We start from the raw sequence: 20,428 nt of genomic DNA on the forward strand, positions 1-20,428 counted from the left end.
AATGGGGGAAATTAAATTAAATAAAGGGGTATTTGATGCGAAAGTAAGTGAATTGAAAAGTGGTGCTAGTGATTTAGGAAAAACGAAATTTAATGATATGAAGTTGAGTCGTACTAATTTGACGAGGTTGATTCAATATTGTGAAGCAATTGAAAAGTTATCTCAAAAAGTGCAGCAATATGAACAGATATTAGAAAATGACTTAAATAAAATACAACAAACCGGGGAGAAAATAGTCGAAAAAGACGAACAGCTTGAGAAACAATTAAGGATCGGTTCAATTCATCATGCTATGAAAAATTAAAATAGGGTGGGAGAAGCGTGGATAAAAATATAGAGTTACAAGAAGTAAAAGAACTTCAAAATAGATTTTAAGCAAGTGCCACTGAGTTGAATCTACAGTTTGAATGTTTGATGCAAAAAATACTTGATTTTACAGAGATTAACTCTTTTCAAGGGAAAGCTGCTTCTGATATTAAAAATTATTTATCTACAGTTCATGGAAGTGTTATTTTTAAGTATATGGAAGCAGTGGAATTATTAAAAGAACAATTTCAAAAAAGTATTAATGATTTCAATAGTACTGTTGACAGTGATGCTGATACGAAAATTTATGGAATTTACTTGGATGATGTAAAGAAAAAAATTAATGGGTATAGTGAAGGATTTAATCTATCTAATGACCAAGCAAGACAAACAGTGGGGTCTGTTAGCGACATCATCGCAATTCAATATCCATCATCAGCAGGGATCATGGAAGGGTCTATAAAAAGCCAAAAGGAAATTAGTTACACTTTAGAAAAATTAGAAGCTTATAATAGTAACCAAAGTGACCTACAAACGTTTCAAGAAATGATACGTGAGTTAGATGATGGAATGAATCGAGTACAAGCTTATGGCGGGGATTTTTCTAGTGATTCAATAGAAAAAATAATGCCCGAAGAATGGGTAGCCGCAACAGTTGTGACTTCGAAAGCTTGGATAGGCGGTACCAATAAAGGAAATAAATGGGGAAAAGGAGTGATATCTTCATATTTGCGCTATCATTATATGAAAAAAAATTTAGGCTTTGGTGCGCAGCTTGACATTATAGATGGTGAGGGACAATTTTTATTAAAAACATCCAAACCGAAACAAATGGTAGAAGCCCTTGAATTTTTAAAGGCTGATAAGAACGAGGATCATATTTTTAAATTTCTTAAAGGTAGAGTAGAAGAGTATTTAACTGGTTGGATGAGGCAAACTGATCCAAAAGTAACAGATAGAGAAGTAAGAATAGCGAAAAGAGAGATTGTAGAATTACCGGAATTCACAGCGTATAAAGATTTCAAACTAGACTGGAAGAGTAATGGGCTTGTAAAAGCTGTTGGGAACAAATCTTGGAGTTCACTCAAAACAGAACTTGGAAAAGGTGTTACTGATTTGAAGCCTTGGAAATGGAAGGATACACTTAAAGAATTAGGTGGAGTAGGGAAAACAATGAAAAGTTTTGGAATAGCTGGATCTGTTCTGTCCGTTGCAAATAATGTTGTAGAGGCTAGCAATAATGCTAAAAGTAATGGTGGTTGGCAATTACATGACGTTGTGGATATAGCAACGGATTCAGCGGTAGATGTAGGGGCAACTGCTGGAGCAGCTGCAACTGGTGCTGTAGTAGGTTCATTTTTCCTTCCGCCTATTGGGACTGCAGTTGGAGCGGGTGTTGGGATACTTGCTTCGGAAGCATTGAACTACAAAGCGGATATGTTTGGAGGAGAAAGTATAGTTAGCGGTACAAAAAAAGGCATAAAATCGGTGACTAGGAAACTTGAATCTGAGGTTGTGAAACTTGGATCTGTGGCTAAGGAACAAATTGAATCTGTGGCTAAGGAACAATTGGGATCTGTGACTAAGAAACTTGGATCCTTGTTCTGGTAATATAATAATTCAAAGTGAAGGTGAAGCAATCAGATGTGGAAAATTAAAGAAGATGATTTAGGAGAATTTAAAATTACATGTAGAAATCGCTTAAGCCCAGAAGATTCTATGGGGTTTATGTTTGGAGGAATAGTTTATAGTTCATTATTCATGCTTTTTATTTTTGTAGCATTAATTAAGCTTGGCTGGGGTTACTATCCAACTCTCTTTGACAAAATAATTGTTAGTATTGAATTAGTGTTATATGGTTTGCAAGTAATCTTTTTCATTCTATATCTAATTCCAAAAGCTCGTTTCAAATATCAAAAGTTGCAAGCACTTGTGATATTATTATTTGCATTTCAGCTAGGAACTATAGGATTCACATTATTTATACTTCCAGCAATTTCGAATTATTCTATTGATCAAATTACATTATTGTATGTAGGTTTATTATTTCTAGGAGCAGTTTTTGTTCATTTGGTGACAACAATTGATACCTTTAAACAAGCAGAGAGTGGAGCCTTTAGTACCGATGAAAGAGCAACTTCATTTTTTAGTAAAATAAAAAACAATACAATGATTGGTGTTACGATATACGTACTAACCCTTCTTATTTTAATTTATTTTCATAATAATTATGAAACAGGGGTTTTAGTGGGGTATATGGCAGGAACCCTTGTAATGTACGCAGTAGCTATAGGTGCAGCAGAGTTCCAATTATTAGCCTATTGTAGATTTAAATTTCCATCATTTTACATTTCGTGGGAAGAACATGAAAGAGAACGCCAGGAATTCTTAAAGCGTTATAAAGAGAGAGAGAGAGAGAAAGAGAAAGAAATAAAATAATTTGAAAATTGTTCAAATCTTAATAGGATACATGTAATAAACTTGATGACTATTTATGAATCCATAAGTTGAAAAGGAGTAGATTTTGTGAAAGTTCAGCATAAAGCATTGTCACTTTTAAATTTAATAAGCATTACTCAAATTGTAAAAAAAGAAGATTGGTTGTTACCCGCAAGAGCACTTAGAAATCAAGTAGTTCGTAATGGGATATATGCAGTAGGACCTGTTCTATATAAATATTCACAGTTAGAAAATGAACCAGAATATGGGGAATATACGTATTGTATTCCTGTCAATGGAAGAGTTAATTTAGGTGAGAGCTCTGCATATGAGTATTATGATGCTTTAATTATTAAGAGTGCTCTATGTGTGCGATTTACAGATGAAGATGGTGATATTGAGGATGCTTATAACCTAATACGTGAGGTTGCCGAGCAGCATCATATGAAATTAGATAGTAGTTTTTATCACGTATGTTTAGATGTGTACGGTGATACATGGTTAGATATTTATGCTCCTATTATAGAAGTAGGTGAAACAGTGAAATGCTAATTGAAAAACAAAGTATTGCATATACAAATGTTGTTTCAAGAGAATACATTTTTCATTACCCAGATATGAAAGAAGCAATTGAAGATTTTATGTCAGAAATATCAAAAGCGAATTTAACGATAAAAGGTCCTATGTTTTATTCTTTGAAAAATATACCATCTGATGGAAATATGTATATTGAATTATTTATGCCGGTAAATGAAGATGAAATTCCAACGTCAGAAACACTTCAATTTAGAAGTTATTACTATGTTGATGAGATGCTCATGAAACGGTATACGGGAGATTATGAAAAATTAACAGAGCAGGTGTATGGTGAAATGCTCCAATATATGGAGGATAATAATCTGAATTTAGCTTCGCCAATTTATCATGTGTTTAGCGGTGATGAGTCTTTACAGTATGTTGAAGTGAAAATCGCGGTATATAGTGAAGTGTAATATTTGAAGCCTGAGATTTTTAAAATATGGAAGTATCATGAAATATCTTAAAATAGATAGTTTTGTATAGTATATGGGGATGTGAAATAAATAAAACCTTCTCTTCTCTTTAGAATGAGGAGGTTTTTTATTCTAAAATCTATATGTAATTGATTGAACAATTCGACATAAGATTTTTCAATTGGATCAATCTGTATTGGTAGTAGTTACGTTCTGCAGTTCGCTTTGTTTTTATTTTGAAAGGGAAAATTTATTCGAAAGTCAATTTGTAAAGAGGGGAAGGTGTTATTTTGAATAAGGATCGGAATGTTTCGGAAACAGAGAAAAGTTTTTTTGAAAGGACAATAGTATCTATATATAAAGCGTTAGAATTTATAATGAAGTATACAATGATTCTAATAATAATAATGTCAATATTTGTGATAATTGCTGCTGTTTATTTTAAAATATATGAGGGGATAGGGGCGGGTGTATTCCTCTTAATCTCTTCATTATTTGCATATTTGGTATTTTTTAAGAAAAGTAAAAATGCCTAAATTAATAGCGAAAATAAAATTTCAAAGATTAACAACTATAATACGTTATTTGAAGAGGGAAAGTTTTGAATATGGCATGAATGTATAACAGCAAGAAAACCTTCTCTTTTCGTTAAAATGAGAAGGTTTTTATATTTAACCTACATGATTTAAGTGAATGTAGTTAAGGGTGGGACAATTGGATGTGGAATATAAAAGAAAAAGATTTAGATGAATTTAAAATAACATGTAGAAATCGTTTAAGTCCTGAGGCTGCTGTAGGTTTTATGTTAGGTTCAATCATATACACCTCATTAATAATGTTAGGTGTAATTTATGGTTTGGTGAAATTTGGTTGGTCCTTATATCCTAGTTTACTAGATGAAACAATTATTAAAATAGAGTTATGTTTGTATAGCATACAAATCATTTTTCTTATTGTATATTTATTTCCCAAAGCCCGTTTTAAATTTCAAAAGTTACAAGCTATAGTTATATTGCTATATGCACTTCAACTTGCGACTATAGGATTTGTAACAGTAGTTGTTTCGAGTATTTTCGGTTATTCAAATGATCGTGTTACATTGACTTATGTAGCCTTATTATTGTTAGGAGCCTTTATTATTCATATTTTTACAACAATTAATACCTTTAAGCAAGCTAGCGAAGGCACATTTAGTAAGTGGGAAAATTCAGTTTCATTTTTTAGTAAGACAAAAGATTTTTTTATGATTGCTTCTATATTATATGTATTAACTCTCCTAATCTTAATTTATATTAATAATGATTATACGATGGAGCAAATAGGTTGGTATTCTGTATTGACCCTTATACTATACACGGTAGCCATAGGTGCAGCAGAGTTCCAATTATTAGCCTATTGTAAATTTAAATTTCCGTCATTTTATATTTCATGGGAGGAACACGAAAGGGAACGTCAGAAAAGACTAAAGCTTTATGAAGAGATGGAAAAAAAGAAAACTAAAGAAATAAAATAAGTTTTGCGCCGAAATGAGGAAAGATGGATGCTCAAAATAAAAGAAGAAGATTTAGGTTTTTTCAAAATTGCAAATAAAAATCGATTAAGTCTTGATGGTGTAATGGCATTTTTAGTTGGAGTCTTTGTATACGCTTCATTACCGATGTTTTTTATTATTTTGGGGTTTTTACAACTTGGTTGGGAGGGTTATCCAAAATCTTTTGAACGAATATTTGTTTCTGTAGAGTTAGTATTATATATTCTGCAAATCCTTTTTTTGATTATCTATTCATTTCCGAAATTAAGATTTAAATTACAAAAGTTACAAGCCATTGTAATTGTGTTTAACTCGTTTCAGGTTGCAACGGTAGGGTATGCTTATGTATTAATTGAAGCGATATTTGGATATAATTGTGAAAATTTAACCGTATGTTATATAGGTCTATTATTATTAGGAGCGATTGCTACTCATATTGTAATTACAATCCATACTTTTAAAAAAGCAAAATATGGAGGCTATAAGTTGGAAGGGGAATCAGTCTCATTTTTTACTAATACAAAACTCTGGATGTTAATTGGAATGGTAATTTATATAGTTGTCCTATTGATATTAATCTTTGCAAGTATTCGTTTTGCGCTAAAGCCGATGGTGTTTTATTTTTTACAAACAATTATATTATACGTATTTGCCGTTGCATCAGCAGAATTTGTCCTATTGGTGTATTGTCGTTTCAAATTCCCATCATTTAATATTACGTGGGAACAACATGAAAAGGATCGCCAAGAATTTATAGCAAATAGAAAAAGAATAAGGGAGAAAGAACAAAAGCAAAATAAAAACTGAAATGATAATTGTAAATAATAGTAATAGATTGTTTTTTTATGGTGGAAGAATCTATTTTTGAAGAATTAAAACATTGTATAAGGTTTAGTGATTATGAAAGTACACTATAAAGTATTATCGTTTTTAAATTTAATAAGCATCACTCAAATTGTAAAAAAGGATGATTGTTTGTTGTCAGCTATCGCACCTAGAAATTAAGTAATTCATAGTGATATATACCCAAAAAGTAGCTAGAGGTGTGTAACTAGATGTGGGATGTAAAAGAAGAAAATTTAGAAAAGTTTAGGATGATATGTATAAGGCGTTTAAGTCCAGAAGGTGCTTTAGGTTTTATGATAGGAACAATAGTGTATGTTTCAGTTATGATGTTTTTTCTTATTGGTACTTTAGTAACCTTTGGTTGGGACTACTATACTACTTTCTTTGAGAAAACAATCGTTAGAATGGAACTTGTGCTATATAGCTTGCAAATAATTTTTTTAATTCTATATTCATTTCCAAAAGCTAGATTTAAATTTCAAAAGTTACAAACGATTGTCGTATTATTATATGCATTTCAATTAGGTACGATATTATTCACGGCTTTAATTCTTCCTGGAATGTCGGATTATACAATCGACGGAATTACATTACTATATGTAGGTTTCTTATTTATAGGAGCAGTGATTGTTCATATTGTGACAACGATTGGTACGTTTAAACAGGCAAGTGAAGGTACATATAGTATGAATGAAAGATCCGCTTCCTTTTTTAGTAAAACAAAAGAAACTATGATGAAAGTAGCTTCAATATACGCATTAATCCTACTTATTTTGATTTATTTTCATAATGATTATGCGATTGATACTTTTATTGGATATGTAATAGGTACTGTTTTACTGTACACAGTAGCCGTTGGTGCAGCAGAATTCCAGCTATTGTTGTACTGTAGATTCAAATTTAAATCATTTAATATGACGTGGGAAGAGAATGAGAGAATGTGTGGGAGAATTCGAAGGCAAAATACAAAACCAAAAACGAAAAGTAAATAAAGGTGAAATAGAATTTAAGTGTATGAGAATTATTTAAACTATATAGAAGGTGAAAAAACTGAATGTGGAATATAAGAGAAGAAGATATGGGTCTTTTTGAAATTGAAAATAGAAACAGATTAAGTCCGGATTATATAAGAATATTTTATGGGGGAGTTTTTGCATATACTTCTATACCAATGCTCATCATGTTTTTAGGTGTTTTGCTGAACGGTGATAAGATTTCTCTAACTCCTTTTGAAAAGATAGTTGTACAAACTGAGGTTAAGTTGTATGTTTTGGAGTTCGTTTTTTTAATATTATTCATGTCTAAAAAGATTGCTTTTAAATTACAGAAACTACAAACAATTGTAACTTTATTTTATGCTTTTCAGTTAGCGACATTACCATTTATCGTTATGGTGGTTGAAGGGATGTTTGATTTTCCAAGTAATAATAAAACGTTAGTTTATATTGGTTTAATAATGTTAGGGGCAATCTGTACGCACATTGTAGCTACAATTGATGTTTTTAAAAAGGCAAAACATGGAGGATATAAATCAGAAGGACCAGCTGTTTCATTTTTTACTAACACAAAATTATATTTATCGATTGGAATGACAATCGGTGTAATGGTTCTACTTATATTAATTTTTCTAAATCTTAATTATACATTTAGCCAAATGGCAATTTATGTTGTACAAACAATAATATTATATATATTCGCAGTTGCATCAGCAGAATTCGTCCTATTGATGTATTGTCGCTTTAAATTTCCATCATTTAATATTACGTGGGAACAACATGAAAAAGAACGCCAAGAATTTATAGCAAATAGAAAAAGAATAAGAGAGAAAGAGCAAAAGCAAAAGCGAAACAAAAACTGAAATGAAAGTTGTAAATGATACTCGTAAACTTATATTGAAGATAGAATGAATACATTATCATAAATTAACTAGTAAAGAGAGGAATGTAATATCTTGAATAAAGATTCCAAAACTGCAAAAACAGAAAAAGGTTTATTTGAAAGTGTAATAGCACCTATTATTGTCGGGATTATGTTTATTTTTTTAATTCTATATAAAATAGCAGAGTTTCTGGGGAAGTGGCTCATTATTTTGTCAATACCGAGCTTTATTGTTACTATGTTTATTTTTTTATACCAGAAAGAATATGGAGGTGTATTGGTTGGTGGGATAGGCTTAATACTAATGCTATCGCTGTATTTTGTGTTTGTTAAAAAAAGTAAAAAAGGCTAGTTTAATATGAAATACCAAAACATTTATTTATTCCTAGTTTGTTTACAAATATAGAGTTATTACATGTTTTTAGAAAAGGTGGTGTAATTATATGTGGAACATAAAAGAAAAAGATTTAGATGAATTTAAAAGTACTTGCAAGAATCGCTTAAGTCCCGATTGGGCTACAGGTTTTATGTTTGGAACGATGTTTTTTATTTCATTAATAATGTTTTTCTTATTGGAGGGTTAATAAGGTTTGGTTGGAGTTATTACCCGACTCTCTTTGATAAAATAATTGTTAGCCTTGAGTTAGTACTTTATAGTCTTCAAGTAATTTTTTTGATTATTTATCTGTTTCCTAAGATGCCATTTAAATTTCAGAAACTACAAACACTTTTGGTACTGTTATATGCGTTTCAGCTAGGTACTATAACATTTACAATGTTGATAATCCCAGGAATGTCAAATTATTCAATTGATCAAATTACATTAATATATGTTGGGTTATTATTTTTAGGTGCAATCATTTTACATATTTTAGCGACTATTGATACTTTTAGACAGGCAAGTAAAGGGGCATTTAATACGGGAGAAGAATCCTCTTCATTTTTTAGTAAAACAAAGAGGAATGCAATAAATTGTGCTGTAATTTATGTGTTAACTCTCCTCATTTTAATTTATGTGCATAATGATTATACACTAAATATTTCAGGATTGTATGCGGGAGGAACTCTAATCATGTACGCGATAGCCATAGGCGCAGCAGAGTTCCAATTATTAGCCTATTGTAGATTTAAATTTCCATCATTTTATATTTCTTGGGAGGAACATGAAAGAGAACGTCAGAAAAGAGTAAAGCTGTATGAAGAGAGGGAAAAAAGCAAGCCAAAGAAATAAAATAAGTTTTGGTTTCTGAAAATTCGAATAGAATATATAAGCAATTAAGGATTGTATATAAATCGATGCTATTAAAAATTAAAGTATCTTCAATATAATCTGTATGAGTAAATAAATACCAATAAGTACATGTGAAGTGTATTACTTTCCAAAAAGGAACATAATGAATTTAAAAATGCCTAGAGAAATCAACGGGGTGTCAGTATGAAGTTAAAGAAGAAAGATAAGATGATGATAGTTCTGTCAATAGTAGCAAGTTTATTAAGTGGATGTGGTTTTGGGGAGACGAAGATAGAGTATGAGAGATTAGTAAAAGCATTGGATGAAGGTGATATGAAGACGGTTATGTCTGCGAGTGATGATGGGTATGCTTATGTGAAAGAGAGAAGCATATATGGGATTTTTGAGGAAAAAGAAGACGGTACTCATAGTAAAACAATCTATCAAACAACAGAGGGGATTTATAATACAATTGAGAAAAAAATTTTTGGAGAAACAACGGAGGAAATAGCTACAAATATTAAAAATGAAAAAGAAAAGGCGGATATTAGTAATTACAAAGAAGAAGAAATTTATCATACTAATATTATGTATGAAGGTGGGGAAGTGAAGACGGTAAAAACAGCATTTGATGTGTCCGATGTTAAATTAATTATGGATCGCTTACAGGGAATAAAAGATTTAAAACCGTCAGAAGATACAAAAGGATTCGATGAACCGAATATTGTTAGTTATAGTCTAACAGAATCTCAGTTTCAACAAGTACTAAACGATAAATTAAAGTTAGAATATGATGAATTTATTGGTAGCTCAATTGGATTGCACTTTAATGCTATAAAAGATTCAAAGAAAGGATCTATGGGACTATTAGAAATAAGAATAGCTGTAAGTGTAAAGAAAGAAAATGCTTTAAAACAACAGCAAATATTTGTAAGCTTTAATGATAAAAAAAGTAATAATAAAATAAAAGAAGACTATTTGAACTATCAAAGACATTTTAATTATGTAGGTGATTAATGTGACCAAAAGATTAATTAATAAAATAATTATTATGATGGTAGTAATGATTCTATTAGGTGCGTGTAGTTTTGGTGAAAAAAAGATAGATTATGAGCCGTTTGTCAAAGCTTTGGATGAAGGGGATATGAGAAAGGTTATGTCTGCGAGTGCTGATGGATATGCGTATGTGAAAGAACGAGTTGTTGATTTTACTATAGAAACAAATGGTGATGAAAACCATTATAATACGCTATATCAAACTACTGAAGGTATATATAATTTGAAAGAAAAATTGTTATATGGAATAACGTCTCAAAGAATAACAAGTAAAACAAAAGATGAAAAGGATAGACATAAGAATAATAATTATAAAGAAGAAGAAAAATATAATATAAACTTTCTGTATCAAAACGGAAAAGGTCAAGGATCTGATTCAAATTTGGATGTTACTCCTGTGAAATTGATATTTAATAGATTACAAGGTGTAGGGGATTTAAAACTGAAAGCAGGAGGTAACAGAAAAAAATTAATGAACCAAATTCAGTTGGATTTACTTTAACAGAAGCGCAATTTCAAGAAATAATTAATGATAAATTAAAATTGAAATATGATAAATTTGAAAAGGCATCAATTGTACTTAACTTTAACGATTCAATAGACAATGAAAAACACCCAATGCAAATAACAGAATTAACAATTTCAATTGACTATAAGAGGCAAAATGATGAAGGTAAAATGTTAACACATAGTCAGCAAATATATGTGTATTTTAGTAGTGAAAAAGATAATAATCAAGAAGCTACGAAAGAGTATGTAAATTATAAAAAGAAATATGAAAATAATAAATGATTAAGTAAGTGAATGAAAGACCGAAAGTTGAGGAGGATTTAGGCGATAAAAATTACTTCTGGTTGTATTATGATGGAATATTTAGAGAGAATAGTGTGGTGAATGTTTCATAAATATTTCTATTTGCAGTGGAAAGAATTTGAGAATAAACGCCCCAATTGCTGGAGTAGATGCAACAATTGGGGCGTTTATCTGTCAAAATTTAGTTTGAATACATAACATTTTTTAGTTAGAGTCATGGTTCGCAAGTAGTTTCTTCATCTTCATAATAACGGTGTAAATTTTTTGTATAATCTGCTTTTATTGTTAAGTTACAACTATTTCCGCTTATAGAGTACCCCTTATTATCGATACATCGTCCACATCCCAATATCTTTAAACCCTAAACGTTTATAAATTCGTCCAGCAGCTGGGTTGTTATAAAATAAGCAAAGCGTTCTGCCTTCATTTGTGAAGTCTTGAATCATTTTCTGTAATATGAGCGAAGCATAGCCATTACCGCGATGATTCGGATGTGTACAGACTCCAACAACCATAGCGGATAATGAGTTTTCAGCAGAGGTAGAAGCGGAAGCAATGAGTGCACCGTCTTTTTCAATATAATATGTACGTCCTGTATTTGTTTGGATAGCTTGTCTTAAGATTTTTTCTGATTCATTAGCAGTTGGGAATTCAGCGATGTTACTTCGTAATTGCATAATTCGCTCTACATCATCTAGTGAAGCAAGTTTAATTGTTTCTTGAACAGGTGTGCTAGGTAAGTTATTGTCATCTAGACATTCGCAAAAATACATTTCATTTTTGGCGCCTAGTTGTACACTTGGAGCAGTTTCAAATCTTTCTACAATAGTTGACTTGCCAGAGAGTTTAAGCGGCTTATATGCGGAAAGAAGTGCCTCATAGTCAGTAACCATAAACTCTTCTTTACTATACGGTATAAATGTATCGTGAAAGCGAAGTAAAATGGATTTTAATGTTCCATTCTCTTTATATACGCCCCATAATTCTTGAAAGTCTGTTTCATAACCGAAAGCTTCTAAATCCCCAATAATAAACAAGTTAAGGGCTGCTTCTTCTTTTAGGTAAGCGAATACTTGTTCATGATCTTTCTTTGTTAATTTTCTCATCATAAAAAATCGACCTCTTTTTTATTTTTCTAAATATTACAACTTAAGTTTTTTGAAATCAATATAAAATTTTATGTTTAGTTCACCAACTTTCGGAAAAACTAGGAAAGATATGACAAAGGAGGTTATGAACGGTGGATCATCCAATTCAAGGATTAATGAAAGCAGCAATGGAAAATTTGAAGGAAATGGTCGATGTAAATACGATTGTTGGAGAGCCTGTTCAAACGGCTGACGGTGGTGTAGTGTTAACGGTTTCTAAAGTGGCGTTCGGTTTTGGAGCTGGAGGATCTGACTTCCAGACAAATGATGGACAAAGAGCGAACGGTACCCCTGCATTTGGTGGCGGTAGTGCGGGTGGTGTTTCAATTACACCAGTAGCATTTCTAGTCGTGAATAAAGATGGGGTAAATATTCTTCATTTACAAAATGCGACACATTTAGCAGAAAAAATAATTGAATTAGCTCCACAAACAATCGATAAAATCCAATCGATGTTCCAAAAAGATGAAAAAAAAGAGGGGAATCATCACCCTCAAAATCCAGATGATATCCTTTAAAAACGCCTGCTTATGAGCAGGCGTTTTTTCTTGTAATCAGTATGTAATAAAACACATGAAATTGTAAATAGTTTTTGAAGTTTTCTCTATGTTTCTAAAATTTTTCATGTTAAAATATGCTATAGAATTGAAACATACAAAACGAAGGTGGCTAGGTGCTTTGTCTGGAGGATCTGACCAAGTAAACAATATGATATATATTAATGGTAATCGTCGGGGTCATTGTTTTATTACATCTGGAATTACGTTTAAAGAGTTTGCAAGTAACATCCCTTCACCGCTTCATCAAGTATTGCTTTTAAAGCATAATTTTGAGTGGACAGATTTTCATTATCATACTTTATTTGAATATGTTGAGGAAGAAAACATACATAAACTCATTCAAGCAGAGATTGATGAATTTGATGAATTTTGTTGGGTAGATTTCGATGATGCAAGCGATTTAGATGAGTTAGAGCCAAAAGAAATTGCAGAATTATTATATTTGGCTCACAAAAAAGAACCACTTGGAAGAACGTTCTTTCCGCTATTGAAAAATAGATTCGTTTATTTTTCACATGATGACGGTTGGTACAACAAAGTGTATTACCGTAGAATCGGTGATTTTGTAGGAATGCTAAGTAAAGTGATTCCATATAAACTCGGTTCGTTTGGAAAGAAACGTTTTACTTTCTTTCAAAAATCAAAGATTTTCCCAGCGATTTCAAAGGAAGTTATCCTTGGACTTATGCCGTTAATGGAAGATGGGTTATACATTGATTTAGCGGGGAAAATTGAGTCGAGAAGAGGTCTTGAAATTCCGGTATATGTAGTAGGGTCATTCGAAAGTACGGATGAGGTACTAGATAATATCGATGAATTGAAAGCGGAAGCAACAGAAACGGGTTGGCTCATTTTTGATAAGAAAGAACAAGAGTGGCAATGGGTTGTAGACTAAGAAAACTTGGCGCATGAAGTCAAGTTTTCTTGTCTTTTGAAAGGAGAACAAATGAAGAAATATTATACAATTGTGGGTATTGTAAGTATTATTCTCGTGGCGATATTACTTATAACTTGTCCGAAAGAATCAGATTTTAAATTGTATTTAGAGGATAAGTACGCATTGAAATGTGACGAGAGTAGCTTTGAATGCACGCAAAATGTAGATGAAAAAAAAGAGAAATTACAGTTTGAAAGTATTGATGCACGAAATGGTGTTTTCTTTATGACTGTAAAGCAAACGTATAAAACAGAAGCTGGTGTTACGAAAGAATATAGCGGAGTAGGTATATTCGGTACATTTCTTTTTGTTTCAGAGAAGACTTTCTAGTAATAGAAGGTCTTTTTTTTATGCTTATGTTCATATAGATGAAGTAAGACAAGCGTAGGAGGGGTATTGATGAAAAAGGGATGTATCGTTTGTGGTGGTGAGGAGTTTTTTTCTTCAACATTATATGCGCGTACGAAACAAGATTGGGCATATGCGCCAAACATGTACCGATTTGAAAAGGTGTTTATTGAGCATAGAGATGAAGAAAATTATCCAGTTTTTCAAGAAATTACAGCGAAGCATTGTTGTGGATGCGGTCATATCATGTTGTATCATGAATGAACACACCAAGTATAACTTGGTGTGTTTTTTTTAAAACGCTGATAAAGCAAGCGGATAGAGTAAAGTGAATAAAACAGAAAAACTTCCAAAACCAATTGCGGTATATCCAAGTGTTCTCGCTCCAAAATTGACAGCTAATAAGCCAACTAAAATAGCAAGGGAGCCGAGTGTAACAGGATAAAAAGCAATGGAGAATAATGAAAGGAATAATGCGACATAGCCTATCATTGCACCGGTATTTGTACCTTCTATTTCATTTGCAATTTCTTTACGATCATGTCTAATCGGAATACCAGCTGGAGATATTTCAGCTGCATACTCTTCATTTTTTTCACCACTTTTAAAGTGTTTTTCACCACTTTTAAAATGATGATTTCTCTTTCTTCGCATGTACATCCCTCTCTTTCAATTGGGTGTATCTATAGTATCTTTCATAAGGAACAGAACATGAGTATGAGTTAAACCCAAGTAAAGAAAAAATTGGAGAAAATCGATTCTATTGTTATCCTGTACATCCCGCTATTTGGCGTGCAGTAAGACTCCCACCTCAAAATTCGACTGGAGCAAAGAAGTTAGGTGGGAGTCAGGCTGCCCGTAAAATCCCGATTGGTGAGGGCTAATAATCAACGAGGAACGAACAAAAACCCCCCACTGATTAAAGGTTTCACTTTATCTCCTTATGAAGATAAACAGGAATTTTGGAACATGATGTAGAATGAAATGAAGGATAATACGTGAAGGTAGGGGAATGTATGACGAAGTTTAATTGGCATGAATCGGCAGAGAAAAAATGGGATAATAATGCAGAGTTTTGGAATCAAAATAGTCAAGAAATGTGGGATAGTGGGAGCAGGAGTACAATCATTCCATTTTTTGAGCAGTACGTGGAAAAAGAAGTACAAGTGTTAGATGTTGGCTGTGGTGATGGGTATGGTACATATAAATTAAGTCTTACTGGGTACAAAGCGGTTGGGGTGGACTTATCGGAAGTTATGATTCAAAAGGGTAAGGAACGCGGAGAAGGTCCAAACTTATCTTTTATAAAAGGTGATCTTTCTTCATTACCATTTGAAAATGAGAAATTTGAAGCAATTATGGCAATTAATTCTTTAGAATGGACCGAGGAGCCATTGCAAGCATTAAATGAAATAAAGCGTGTTTTAAAGCAAGATGGATACGCATGTATTGCAATTTTAGGACCGACAGCAAAACCGAGAGAGAATAGTTATCCTCGCCTATACGGAAAAGACGTTGTTTGCAATACGATGATGCCTTGGGAATTTGAACAGTTAGCAAAAGAACAAGGATTTGAGGTTGTAGATGGTATCGGCGTATATAAGCGTGGAGTAAATGAGAAGATGTTAGGTCAACTACCTACAGAGTTACAGCAAACGTTAACGTTCTTATGGGTATTTATGTTAAAAAACGTATAATGAAATCAAAGAATTTTTAGGAGGCAAATAAGTGCAGAAAATACAAAAAACTGATACAATATCATCAGAACCAATTAAAGGGGGACTAGGGTATATGACAACTACTACAACAGTTAAATCTGATATTGAAATCGCACAAGAAGCAAGTATGAAGAAGATTCAAGAGATTGCAGCTGATTTGAATATTTTAGAAGACGAATTAGAGCCATATGGACATTATAAAGGTAAGTTATCTCTTGAAATTTTTAAGCGTTTACAAGATGAGAAAGACGGTAAAGTTGTTTTAGTAACAGCGATTAACCCAACTCCAGCCGGAGAAGGTAAATCAACAGTAACAGTTGGTTTAGGTCAAGCTTTTAATAAAATTGGTAAGAAAACAGTAATTGCACTTCGTGAACCATCTCTTGGACCGACAATGGGATTAAAGGGTGGAGCTGCAGGTGGTGGTTTTTCACAAGTAGTACCAATGGAAGATATTAACCTTCATTTTACTGGAGATATTCATGCGATTACAACTGCCAATAACGCATTAGCGGCGTTTATTGATAATCATATCCAACAAGGAAACACACTTGGAATTGATACGCGTAAAATCGTTTGGAAACGCTGTGTTGACTTAAATGATCGTGCCCTTCGTAACGTAGTAATTGGTCTTGGTGGACCAGTTCAAGGTGTACCACGTGAAGACGGTTTCGATATTACAGTAGCATCTGAAATTATGGCCGTATTCTGCCTTGCAACAGATATTCAAGATTTAAAAGCACGTTTATCTCGCATTGTTGTCGCTTATAACTTTGCAAATCAACCTGTAACGGTTAAAGATTTAGGCGTAGAAGGTGCGTTAACATTACTATTAAAAGACGCATTAAAACCGAACTTAGTACAAACGTTAGAAAATACACCAGCTATCATTCATGGCGGACCATTTGCGAATATCGCTCACGGTTGTAACAGTGTTATCGCTACGACAATGGCAGCAAAATTAGGTGATTATGTTATTACAGAAGCTGGATTCGGTGCAGATTTAGGTGCCGAGAAGTTTTTAGACATTAAAGCACGTGCAGCTGGTATTAAACCAGAAGCGGTAGTTATTGTTGCGACTATTCGTGCGCTTAAAATGCACGGTGGTGTGGCGAAAGATCAATTAAAAGAAGAAAATGTAGATGCGTTAGCAAAAGGAATGGAAAACTTACAGAAACATGTTGAAACAATTCAAAGCTTCGGTGTTCCATTCGTAATTGCCATTAACAAATTTATTACTGATACAGATGCAGAAGTTACATACTTACAAGAATGGTGCAATGAGCGTGGCTATGCAGTATCCTTAACAGAAGTTTGGGAGAAGGGTGGCCAAGGCGGAGTTGACCTTGCTGAGAAAGTGTTAAAAGAAATTGAAAAAGGTGAGAATAACTACGCACCACTTTATGAATTAGAATTACCATTAGAAGAAAAAATTCGTACAATTGCTCAAAAAGTGTACGGCGCAAAAGATATTGAATTTGCTCCGAAAGCACGTAAGCAATTAGCTCAATATGAAGGAGAAGGTTGGAGTAACCTACCAATTTGTATGGCGAAAACACAATACTCTCTTTCTGATGATGCAACAAAATTAGGTCGTCCATCTGACTTTATCGTTACAATTCGTGAGTTGAAACCATCTATCGGTGCTGGGTTTATCGTTGCATTAACAGGAACAATGTTAACAATGCCTGGTCTTCCTAAACAGCCAGCTGCGCTTCAAATGGATGTAAATGAAGCTGGAAAAGCAGTAGGTTTATTCTAAAAGGTTGTAATTCATCTCGTTTATCTGTAAACTATATATACATCAAGTGGCGCCTTTCCATAGAAAGGCGCCTGTTTTTTGGAGGAAATTATGTTTGATCCAACTGCTTTTGAAAATTTAAAGGTAATTGTGGAAGGGGCTGTCTATGATTTCGATTTACACGGTGATATTCTCGTAACAGATCGAAAAGATGTGATGGACCTTGCTTCATTAAGTCGTATGTATAGTATTTCATTTCAACTAACAGAAACATTTAAAACGATGGTAGAGGCGACATTTTCACTATCTGTTGATGCAAAGAATTTATCAGGTGAAATATTAGAAGCACCTCAGTTTATACCAGGTTGTGAAATGAAGCTGGAATTCTCGTTCGAAATGGAGCAACCAGAGATAGGATGCGGAGAAATTGAAACTTTATTGCATTCTATATGGGGAAAAGAGCGAATGATTACGCAGAAAATTTCATACGAATATAATAAGCAAGCGATTTCATATCATAATAAGGTAGAGGTTCTATTTCAGAAAGCGATTACAGAAGACCATGTTGATGATTTAATAGCTGTTATTTCACACATGATAGAAACGGTGCGAACAATACAACATTTTCTTCAAAAATAGAGATAAAGGAGAAAAACAAATGATAAAAGATATGCAACCATTTTTACAACAAGCTTGGGAAAAGGCTGGTTTTAAAGAGTTTACTGAAATTCAAAAACAGGCGATTCCAACTATTTTAGAAGGACAAGACGTTATAGCTGAATCTCCAACTGGAACAGGAAAAACATTAGCGTACTTATTACCCCTTTTACATAAAATTAATCCTGAAGTAAAACAAGCTCAAGTTGTAATTGTAGCGCCAACTCGTGAACTTGTAATGCAAATTCATGAAGAAGTTCAAAAGTTTACAGCGGGAACTGATATTTCTGGTGCGTCTTTAATTGGTGGTGCAGACATTAAGCGCCAAGTAGAAAAATTAAAGAAACATCCGAGAGTAATTGTTGGTTCACCAGGACGTATTTTAGAATTGATTCGTATGAAGAAGTTAAAGATGCATGAAGTAAAAACGATTGTATTTGATGAGTTTGATCAAATTGTAAAACAAAAGATGATGGGTGCTGTACTTGATGTAATTAAATCAACGATGCGCGATCGTCAATTAGTATTTTTCTCGGCGACAATAACAAAAGCTGCAGAAGAGGCGGCACGTGATTTGGCAACTGAGCCACAATTAGTTCGTGTAACACGTGCAGAGGCAAAGAGCCTAGTTGAACACACGTATATCGTTTGTGAACGTCGTGAAAAAAATGATTATATTAGAAGAGTTATGCATATGGGAAATGTAAGAGCAGTTGCCTTTTTAAATGATCCTTTCCGCTTAGATGAAATTACTCGGAAATTGCAATTCCGTAAAATGAAAGCAGCAGCTCTTCACGCAGAAGCGAACAAACAAGAACGTGAAGCAACGATGCGCGCATTCCGCAGCGGGAAATTAGAAATTTTACTTGCTACTGATATTGCAGCACGTGGATTAGATATCGATGATTTAACACACGTAATCCACTTAGAGTTACCAGACACAGTAGACCAATATATTCACCGCTCAGGCCGTACTGGACGTATGGGTAAAGAAGGAACAGTTGTTTCTCTTGTAACAGAACAAGAAGAGCGTAAATTACTTCAATTTGCAAAAAAATTAGGTATTGTGTTTACGAAACAAGAAATGTTCAACGGATCATTTGTAGAAACGAAACCGAAAGCACCAAAGAAAAAGAAACCAGCATTTACTGGGAAGAAAAAGCCTAGATAAATAAATGGAAAGACGTAACTATACGTAGTTACGTCTTTTTTGTTTGTAATTGAATAATAAAGGGAGTTTTATTAACGCTACTATAAGAAATATCGATAAAGGTGAAGTATTTCTCATTTAGTCTGTACAAGGAAATAATATAAAAAAGCCGAATATAAAACTGATATGAAATAATAAAAAGAAGGTACAAGTATGGATAGGAAATTAGGAATGTTTTTAAATACGAAACATATTGAAGTAAACGAAGGGATACAAAAGGCGAGGGAATGGGATTTAAAATATATTCAATTATATGCTATGAATAAGAACTTCAACTTAGCTAATATTTCAAAGGTAGAATGGATTACTTTAAAGGAAAGTTTATCTCTTAATGGAATGAAAGTTCCATCATTAGCAATTAATTTTGGAGAAAATGGAATTGTAGGAACGGAAATTGACAGTGCAATAGATCAGTTTAAATATACTACTGACAAGGGGTTAGAACTCGGAGCAAGGATAATAACAGCTCATATTGGGAAAATTCCAGATGATGAAAAAAGTGAGTACTATAATAAAATGGAACGGGTTTGTGATGAGATAGGAGATTTAGCATTTAAATTTGGGGGAGTCTTCGCAATTGAGACGGGATCTGAAAAAGCGATAGTGTTAAAAAGATTTTTAGAAAATATAAACGCAAAAGGATTAGCTGTTAACTTTGACCCAGCAAATATAATAAGTGATGTAAATGAAAATCTGATAGAGAGTCTATTTCTCTTAAAAGAGTATATAGTACAAACATACATTAAAGATTGTAAAGAAGTAAAAAGCAATGGTTCAAGTAAGTATATAGAAGTCGCAGCAGGAAATGGTGAAGTGGAGTTTGATACATTCTTCAAGGCATTAGACGAAATTGGATTCGACGGGTATAACATGATTGAAAGAAATGATTATTTTGACCAACTTGACGGAATGAGCCAGTCGATCAATTTCGTAAAGAAGTACATATAAATTAAAAAGGAATAACAATAGTAATTGTAGAAAGCTACATAGAATATAAAAACCATTAGGAGGAGAACC

General features: G+C 32.9%; 22 protein-coding genes and 3 pseudogenes. 23 read left to right on the plus strand and 2 right to left on the minus strand.

What is annotated here, in order from left to right; translation table 11 throughout:
• Position 1 precedes the first annotated feature (1 nt).
• The 14 genes and pseudogenes from KPL75_RS24400 to KPL75_RS24460 all read left to right on the plus strand — a co-directional run bounded on the left by KPL75_RS24400 (position 2) and on the right by KPL75_RS24460 (position 11,071).
• Positions 2-304, plus strand: coding sequence for a TIGR04197 family type VII secretion effector (locus KPL75_RS24400; protein ID WP_219918115.1), 303 nt, complete (start codon positions 2-4; stop codon positions 302-304).
• A 17-nt stretch (positions 305-321) separates the two neighbouring features.
• Positions 322-1,917, plus strand: a pseudogene (locus KPL75_RS24405) (T7SS effector LXG polymorphic toxin).
• Positions 1,918-1,950: 33 nt separating this feature from the next.
• Positions 1,951-2,745 (plus strand): hypothetical protein, encoded by a 795-nt coding sequence (locus tag KPL75_RS24410; protein ID WP_219918116.1) that lies wholly within the window; start codon positions 1,951-1,953, stop codon positions 2,743-2,745.
• An 87-nt stretch (positions 2,746-2,832) separates the two neighbouring features.
• Entirely contained in the window at positions 2,833-3,297 is a 465-nt protein-coding gene (locus tag KPL75_RS24415) for a DUF5085 family protein (protein ID WP_100618109.1), read from the plus strand.
• On the plus strand, positions 3,291-3,737 hold the full coding sequence (locus KPL75_RS24420) for a DUF5085 family protein (RefSeq protein WP_219918117.1): 447 nt from the start codon (positions 3,291-3,293) through the stop codon (positions 3,735-3,737). The genes KPL75_RS24415 and KPL75_RS24420 overlap by 7 nt, the downstream gene beginning before the upstream one ends.
• A gap of 290 nt (positions 3,738-4,027) precedes the next feature.
• Positions 4,028-4,273, plus strand: a complete 246-nt coding sequence (locus tag KPL75_RS27555; protein WP_002186029.1) for a hypothetical protein — start codon at positions 4,028-4,030, stop codon at positions 4,271-4,273.
• Between the two features lie 182 nt (positions 4,274-4,455).
• Positions 4,456-5,250 (plus strand): hypothetical protein, encoded by a 795-nt coding sequence (locus KPL75_RS24425; RefSeq protein WP_219918119.1) that lies wholly within the window; start codon positions 4,456-4,458, stop codon positions 5,248-5,250.
• A gap of 27 nt (positions 5,251-5,277) precedes the next feature.
• Positions 5,278-6,075: a hypothetical protein gene (locus KPL75_RS24430; RefSeq protein WP_219918121.1), complete on the plus strand. Its 798-nt coding sequence runs from the start codon at positions 5,278-5,280 to the stop codon at positions 6,073-6,075.
• A 248-nt stretch (positions 6,076-6,323) separates the two neighbouring features.
• Positions 6,324-7,106, plus strand: a complete 783-nt coding sequence (locus KPL75_RS24435; protein WP_219918123.1) for a hypothetical protein — start codon at positions 6,324-6,326, stop codon at positions 7,104-7,106.
• Between the two features lie 62 nt (positions 7,107-7,168).
• Positions 7,169-7,972: a hypothetical protein gene (locus tag KPL75_RS24440; RefSeq protein ID WP_219918125.1), complete on the plus strand. Its 804-nt coding sequence runs from the start codon at positions 7,169-7,171 to the stop codon at positions 7,970-7,972.
• Between the two features lie 93 nt (positions 7,973-8,065).
• Entirely contained in the window at positions 8,066-8,344 is a 279-nt protein-coding gene (locus tag KPL75_RS24445; RefSeq protein ID WP_002065066.1) for a hypothetical protein, read from the plus strand.
• Between the two features lie 91 nt (positions 8,345-8,435).
• A pseudogene (locus KPL75_RS24450) lies at positions 8,436-9,223 on the plus strand (hypothetical protein).
• Positions 9,224-9,427: 204 nt separating this feature from the next.
• Positions 9,428-10,240: a DUF3952 domain-containing protein gene (locus KPL75_RS24455; protein WP_219918127.1), complete on the plus strand. Its 813-nt coding sequence runs from the start codon at positions 9,428-9,430 to the stop codon at positions 10,238-10,240.
• 34 nt (positions 10,241-10,274) lie between these two features.
• A pseudogene (locus tag KPL75_RS24460) lies at positions 10,275-11,071 on the plus strand (DUF3952 domain-containing protein).
• Between the two features lie 344 nt (positions 11,072-11,415).
• Here KPL75_RS24460 and KPL75_RS24465 read toward each other — a convergent pair.
• Positions 11,416-12,201 carry a GNAT family N-acetyltransferase gene (locus tag KPL75_RS24465; RefSeq protein ID WP_219918142.1) on the minus strand — a complete coding sequence of 262 codons (786 nt, stop codon included), beginning with the start codon at positions 12,199-12,201 and terminating at the stop codon, positions 11,416-11,418.
• A 131-nt stretch (positions 12,202-12,332) separates the two neighbouring features.
• Here KPL75_RS24465 and ytfJ point away from each other — a divergent pair, with 131 nt between their 5' ends.
• The 4 genes from ytfJ (at position 12,333) to KPL75_RS24485 (ending at position 14,349) form a co-directional block, all read left to right on the plus strand.
• Positions 12,333-12,758 (plus strand): GerW family sporulation protein, encoded by a 426-nt coding sequence (gene ytfJ / locus KPL75_RS24470; protein ID WP_070142179.1) that lies wholly within the window; start codon positions 12,333-12,335, stop codon positions 12,756-12,758.
• 160 nt (positions 12,759-12,918) lie between these two features.
• Positions 12,919-13,695 carry a hypothetical protein gene (locus KPL75_RS24475; RefSeq protein ID WP_002085994.1) on the plus strand — a complete coding sequence of 259 codons (777 nt, stop codon included), beginning with the start codon at positions 12,919-12,921 and terminating at the stop codon, positions 13,693-13,695.
• A gap of 51 nt (positions 13,696-13,746) precedes the next feature.
• Positions 13,747-14,067: a hypothetical protein gene (locus tag KPL75_RS24480; RefSeq protein ID WP_002118741.1), complete on the plus strand. Its 321-nt coding sequence runs from the start codon at positions 13,747-13,749 to the stop codon at positions 14,065-14,067.
• A gap of 69 nt (positions 14,068-14,136) precedes the next feature.
• Positions 14,137-14,349 carry a hypothetical protein gene (locus KPL75_RS24485; protein ID WP_002012518.1) on the plus strand — a complete coding sequence of 71 codons (213 nt, stop codon included), beginning with the start codon at positions 14,137-14,139 and terminating at the stop codon, positions 14,347-14,349.
• A gap of 30 nt (positions 14,350-14,379) precedes the next feature.
• Here the strand turns inward: KPL75_RS24485 and KPL75_RS24490 are convergent, their stop codons facing one another.
• Positions 14,380-14,739: a permease gene (locus tag KPL75_RS24490; RefSeq protein WP_219918144.1), complete on the minus strand. Its 360-nt coding sequence runs from the start codon at positions 14,737-14,739 to the stop codon at positions 14,380-14,382.
• A 362-nt stretch (positions 14,740-15,101) separates the two neighbouring features.
• Between KPL75_RS24490 and KPL75_RS24495 the strand changes: the two genes are divergently transcribed.
• The 5 genes from KPL75_RS24495 (at position 15,102) to KPL75_RS24515 (ending at position 20,359) form a co-directional block, all read left to right on the plus strand.
• Positions 15,102-15,782, plus strand: coding sequence for a class I SAM-dependent methyltransferase (locus tag KPL75_RS24495; RefSeq protein ID WP_219918146.1), 681 nt, complete (start codon positions 15,102-15,104; stop codon positions 15,780-15,782).
• A 94-nt stretch (positions 15,783-15,876) separates the two neighbouring features.
• Complete coding sequence (locus KPL75_RS24500) at positions 15,877-17,565, plus strand: formate--tetrahydrofolate ligase (protein ID WP_309137458.1); 1,689 nt, start codon at positions 15,877-15,879, stop codon at positions 17,563-17,565.
• Positions 17,566-17,655: 90 nt separating this feature from the next.
• Positions 17,656-18,183 (plus strand): hypothetical protein, encoded by a 528-nt coding sequence (locus KPL75_RS24505; RefSeq protein ID WP_219918153.1) that lies wholly within the window; start codon positions 17,656-17,658, stop codon positions 18,181-18,183.
• Between the two features lie 19 nt (positions 18,184-18,202).
• Positions 18,203-19,372: a DEAD/DEAH box helicase gene (locus KPL75_RS24510; protein WP_219918155.1), complete on the plus strand. Its 1,170-nt coding sequence runs from the start codon at positions 18,203-18,205 to the stop codon at positions 19,370-19,372.
• 192 nt (positions 19,373-19,564) lie between these two features.
• Complete coding sequence (locus KPL75_RS24515; protein ID WP_219918157.1) at positions 19,565-20,359, plus strand: sugar phosphate isomerase/epimerase family protein; 795 nt, start codon at positions 19,565-19,567, stop codon at positions 20,357-20,359.
• Positions 20,360-20,428 lie beyond the last annotated feature (69 nt).

The organism is Bacillus sp. NP247 (genome assembly GCF_018966865.1).
Classification (GTDB): Bacteria; Bacillota; Bacilli; order Bacillales; family Bacillaceae_G; genus Bacillus_A.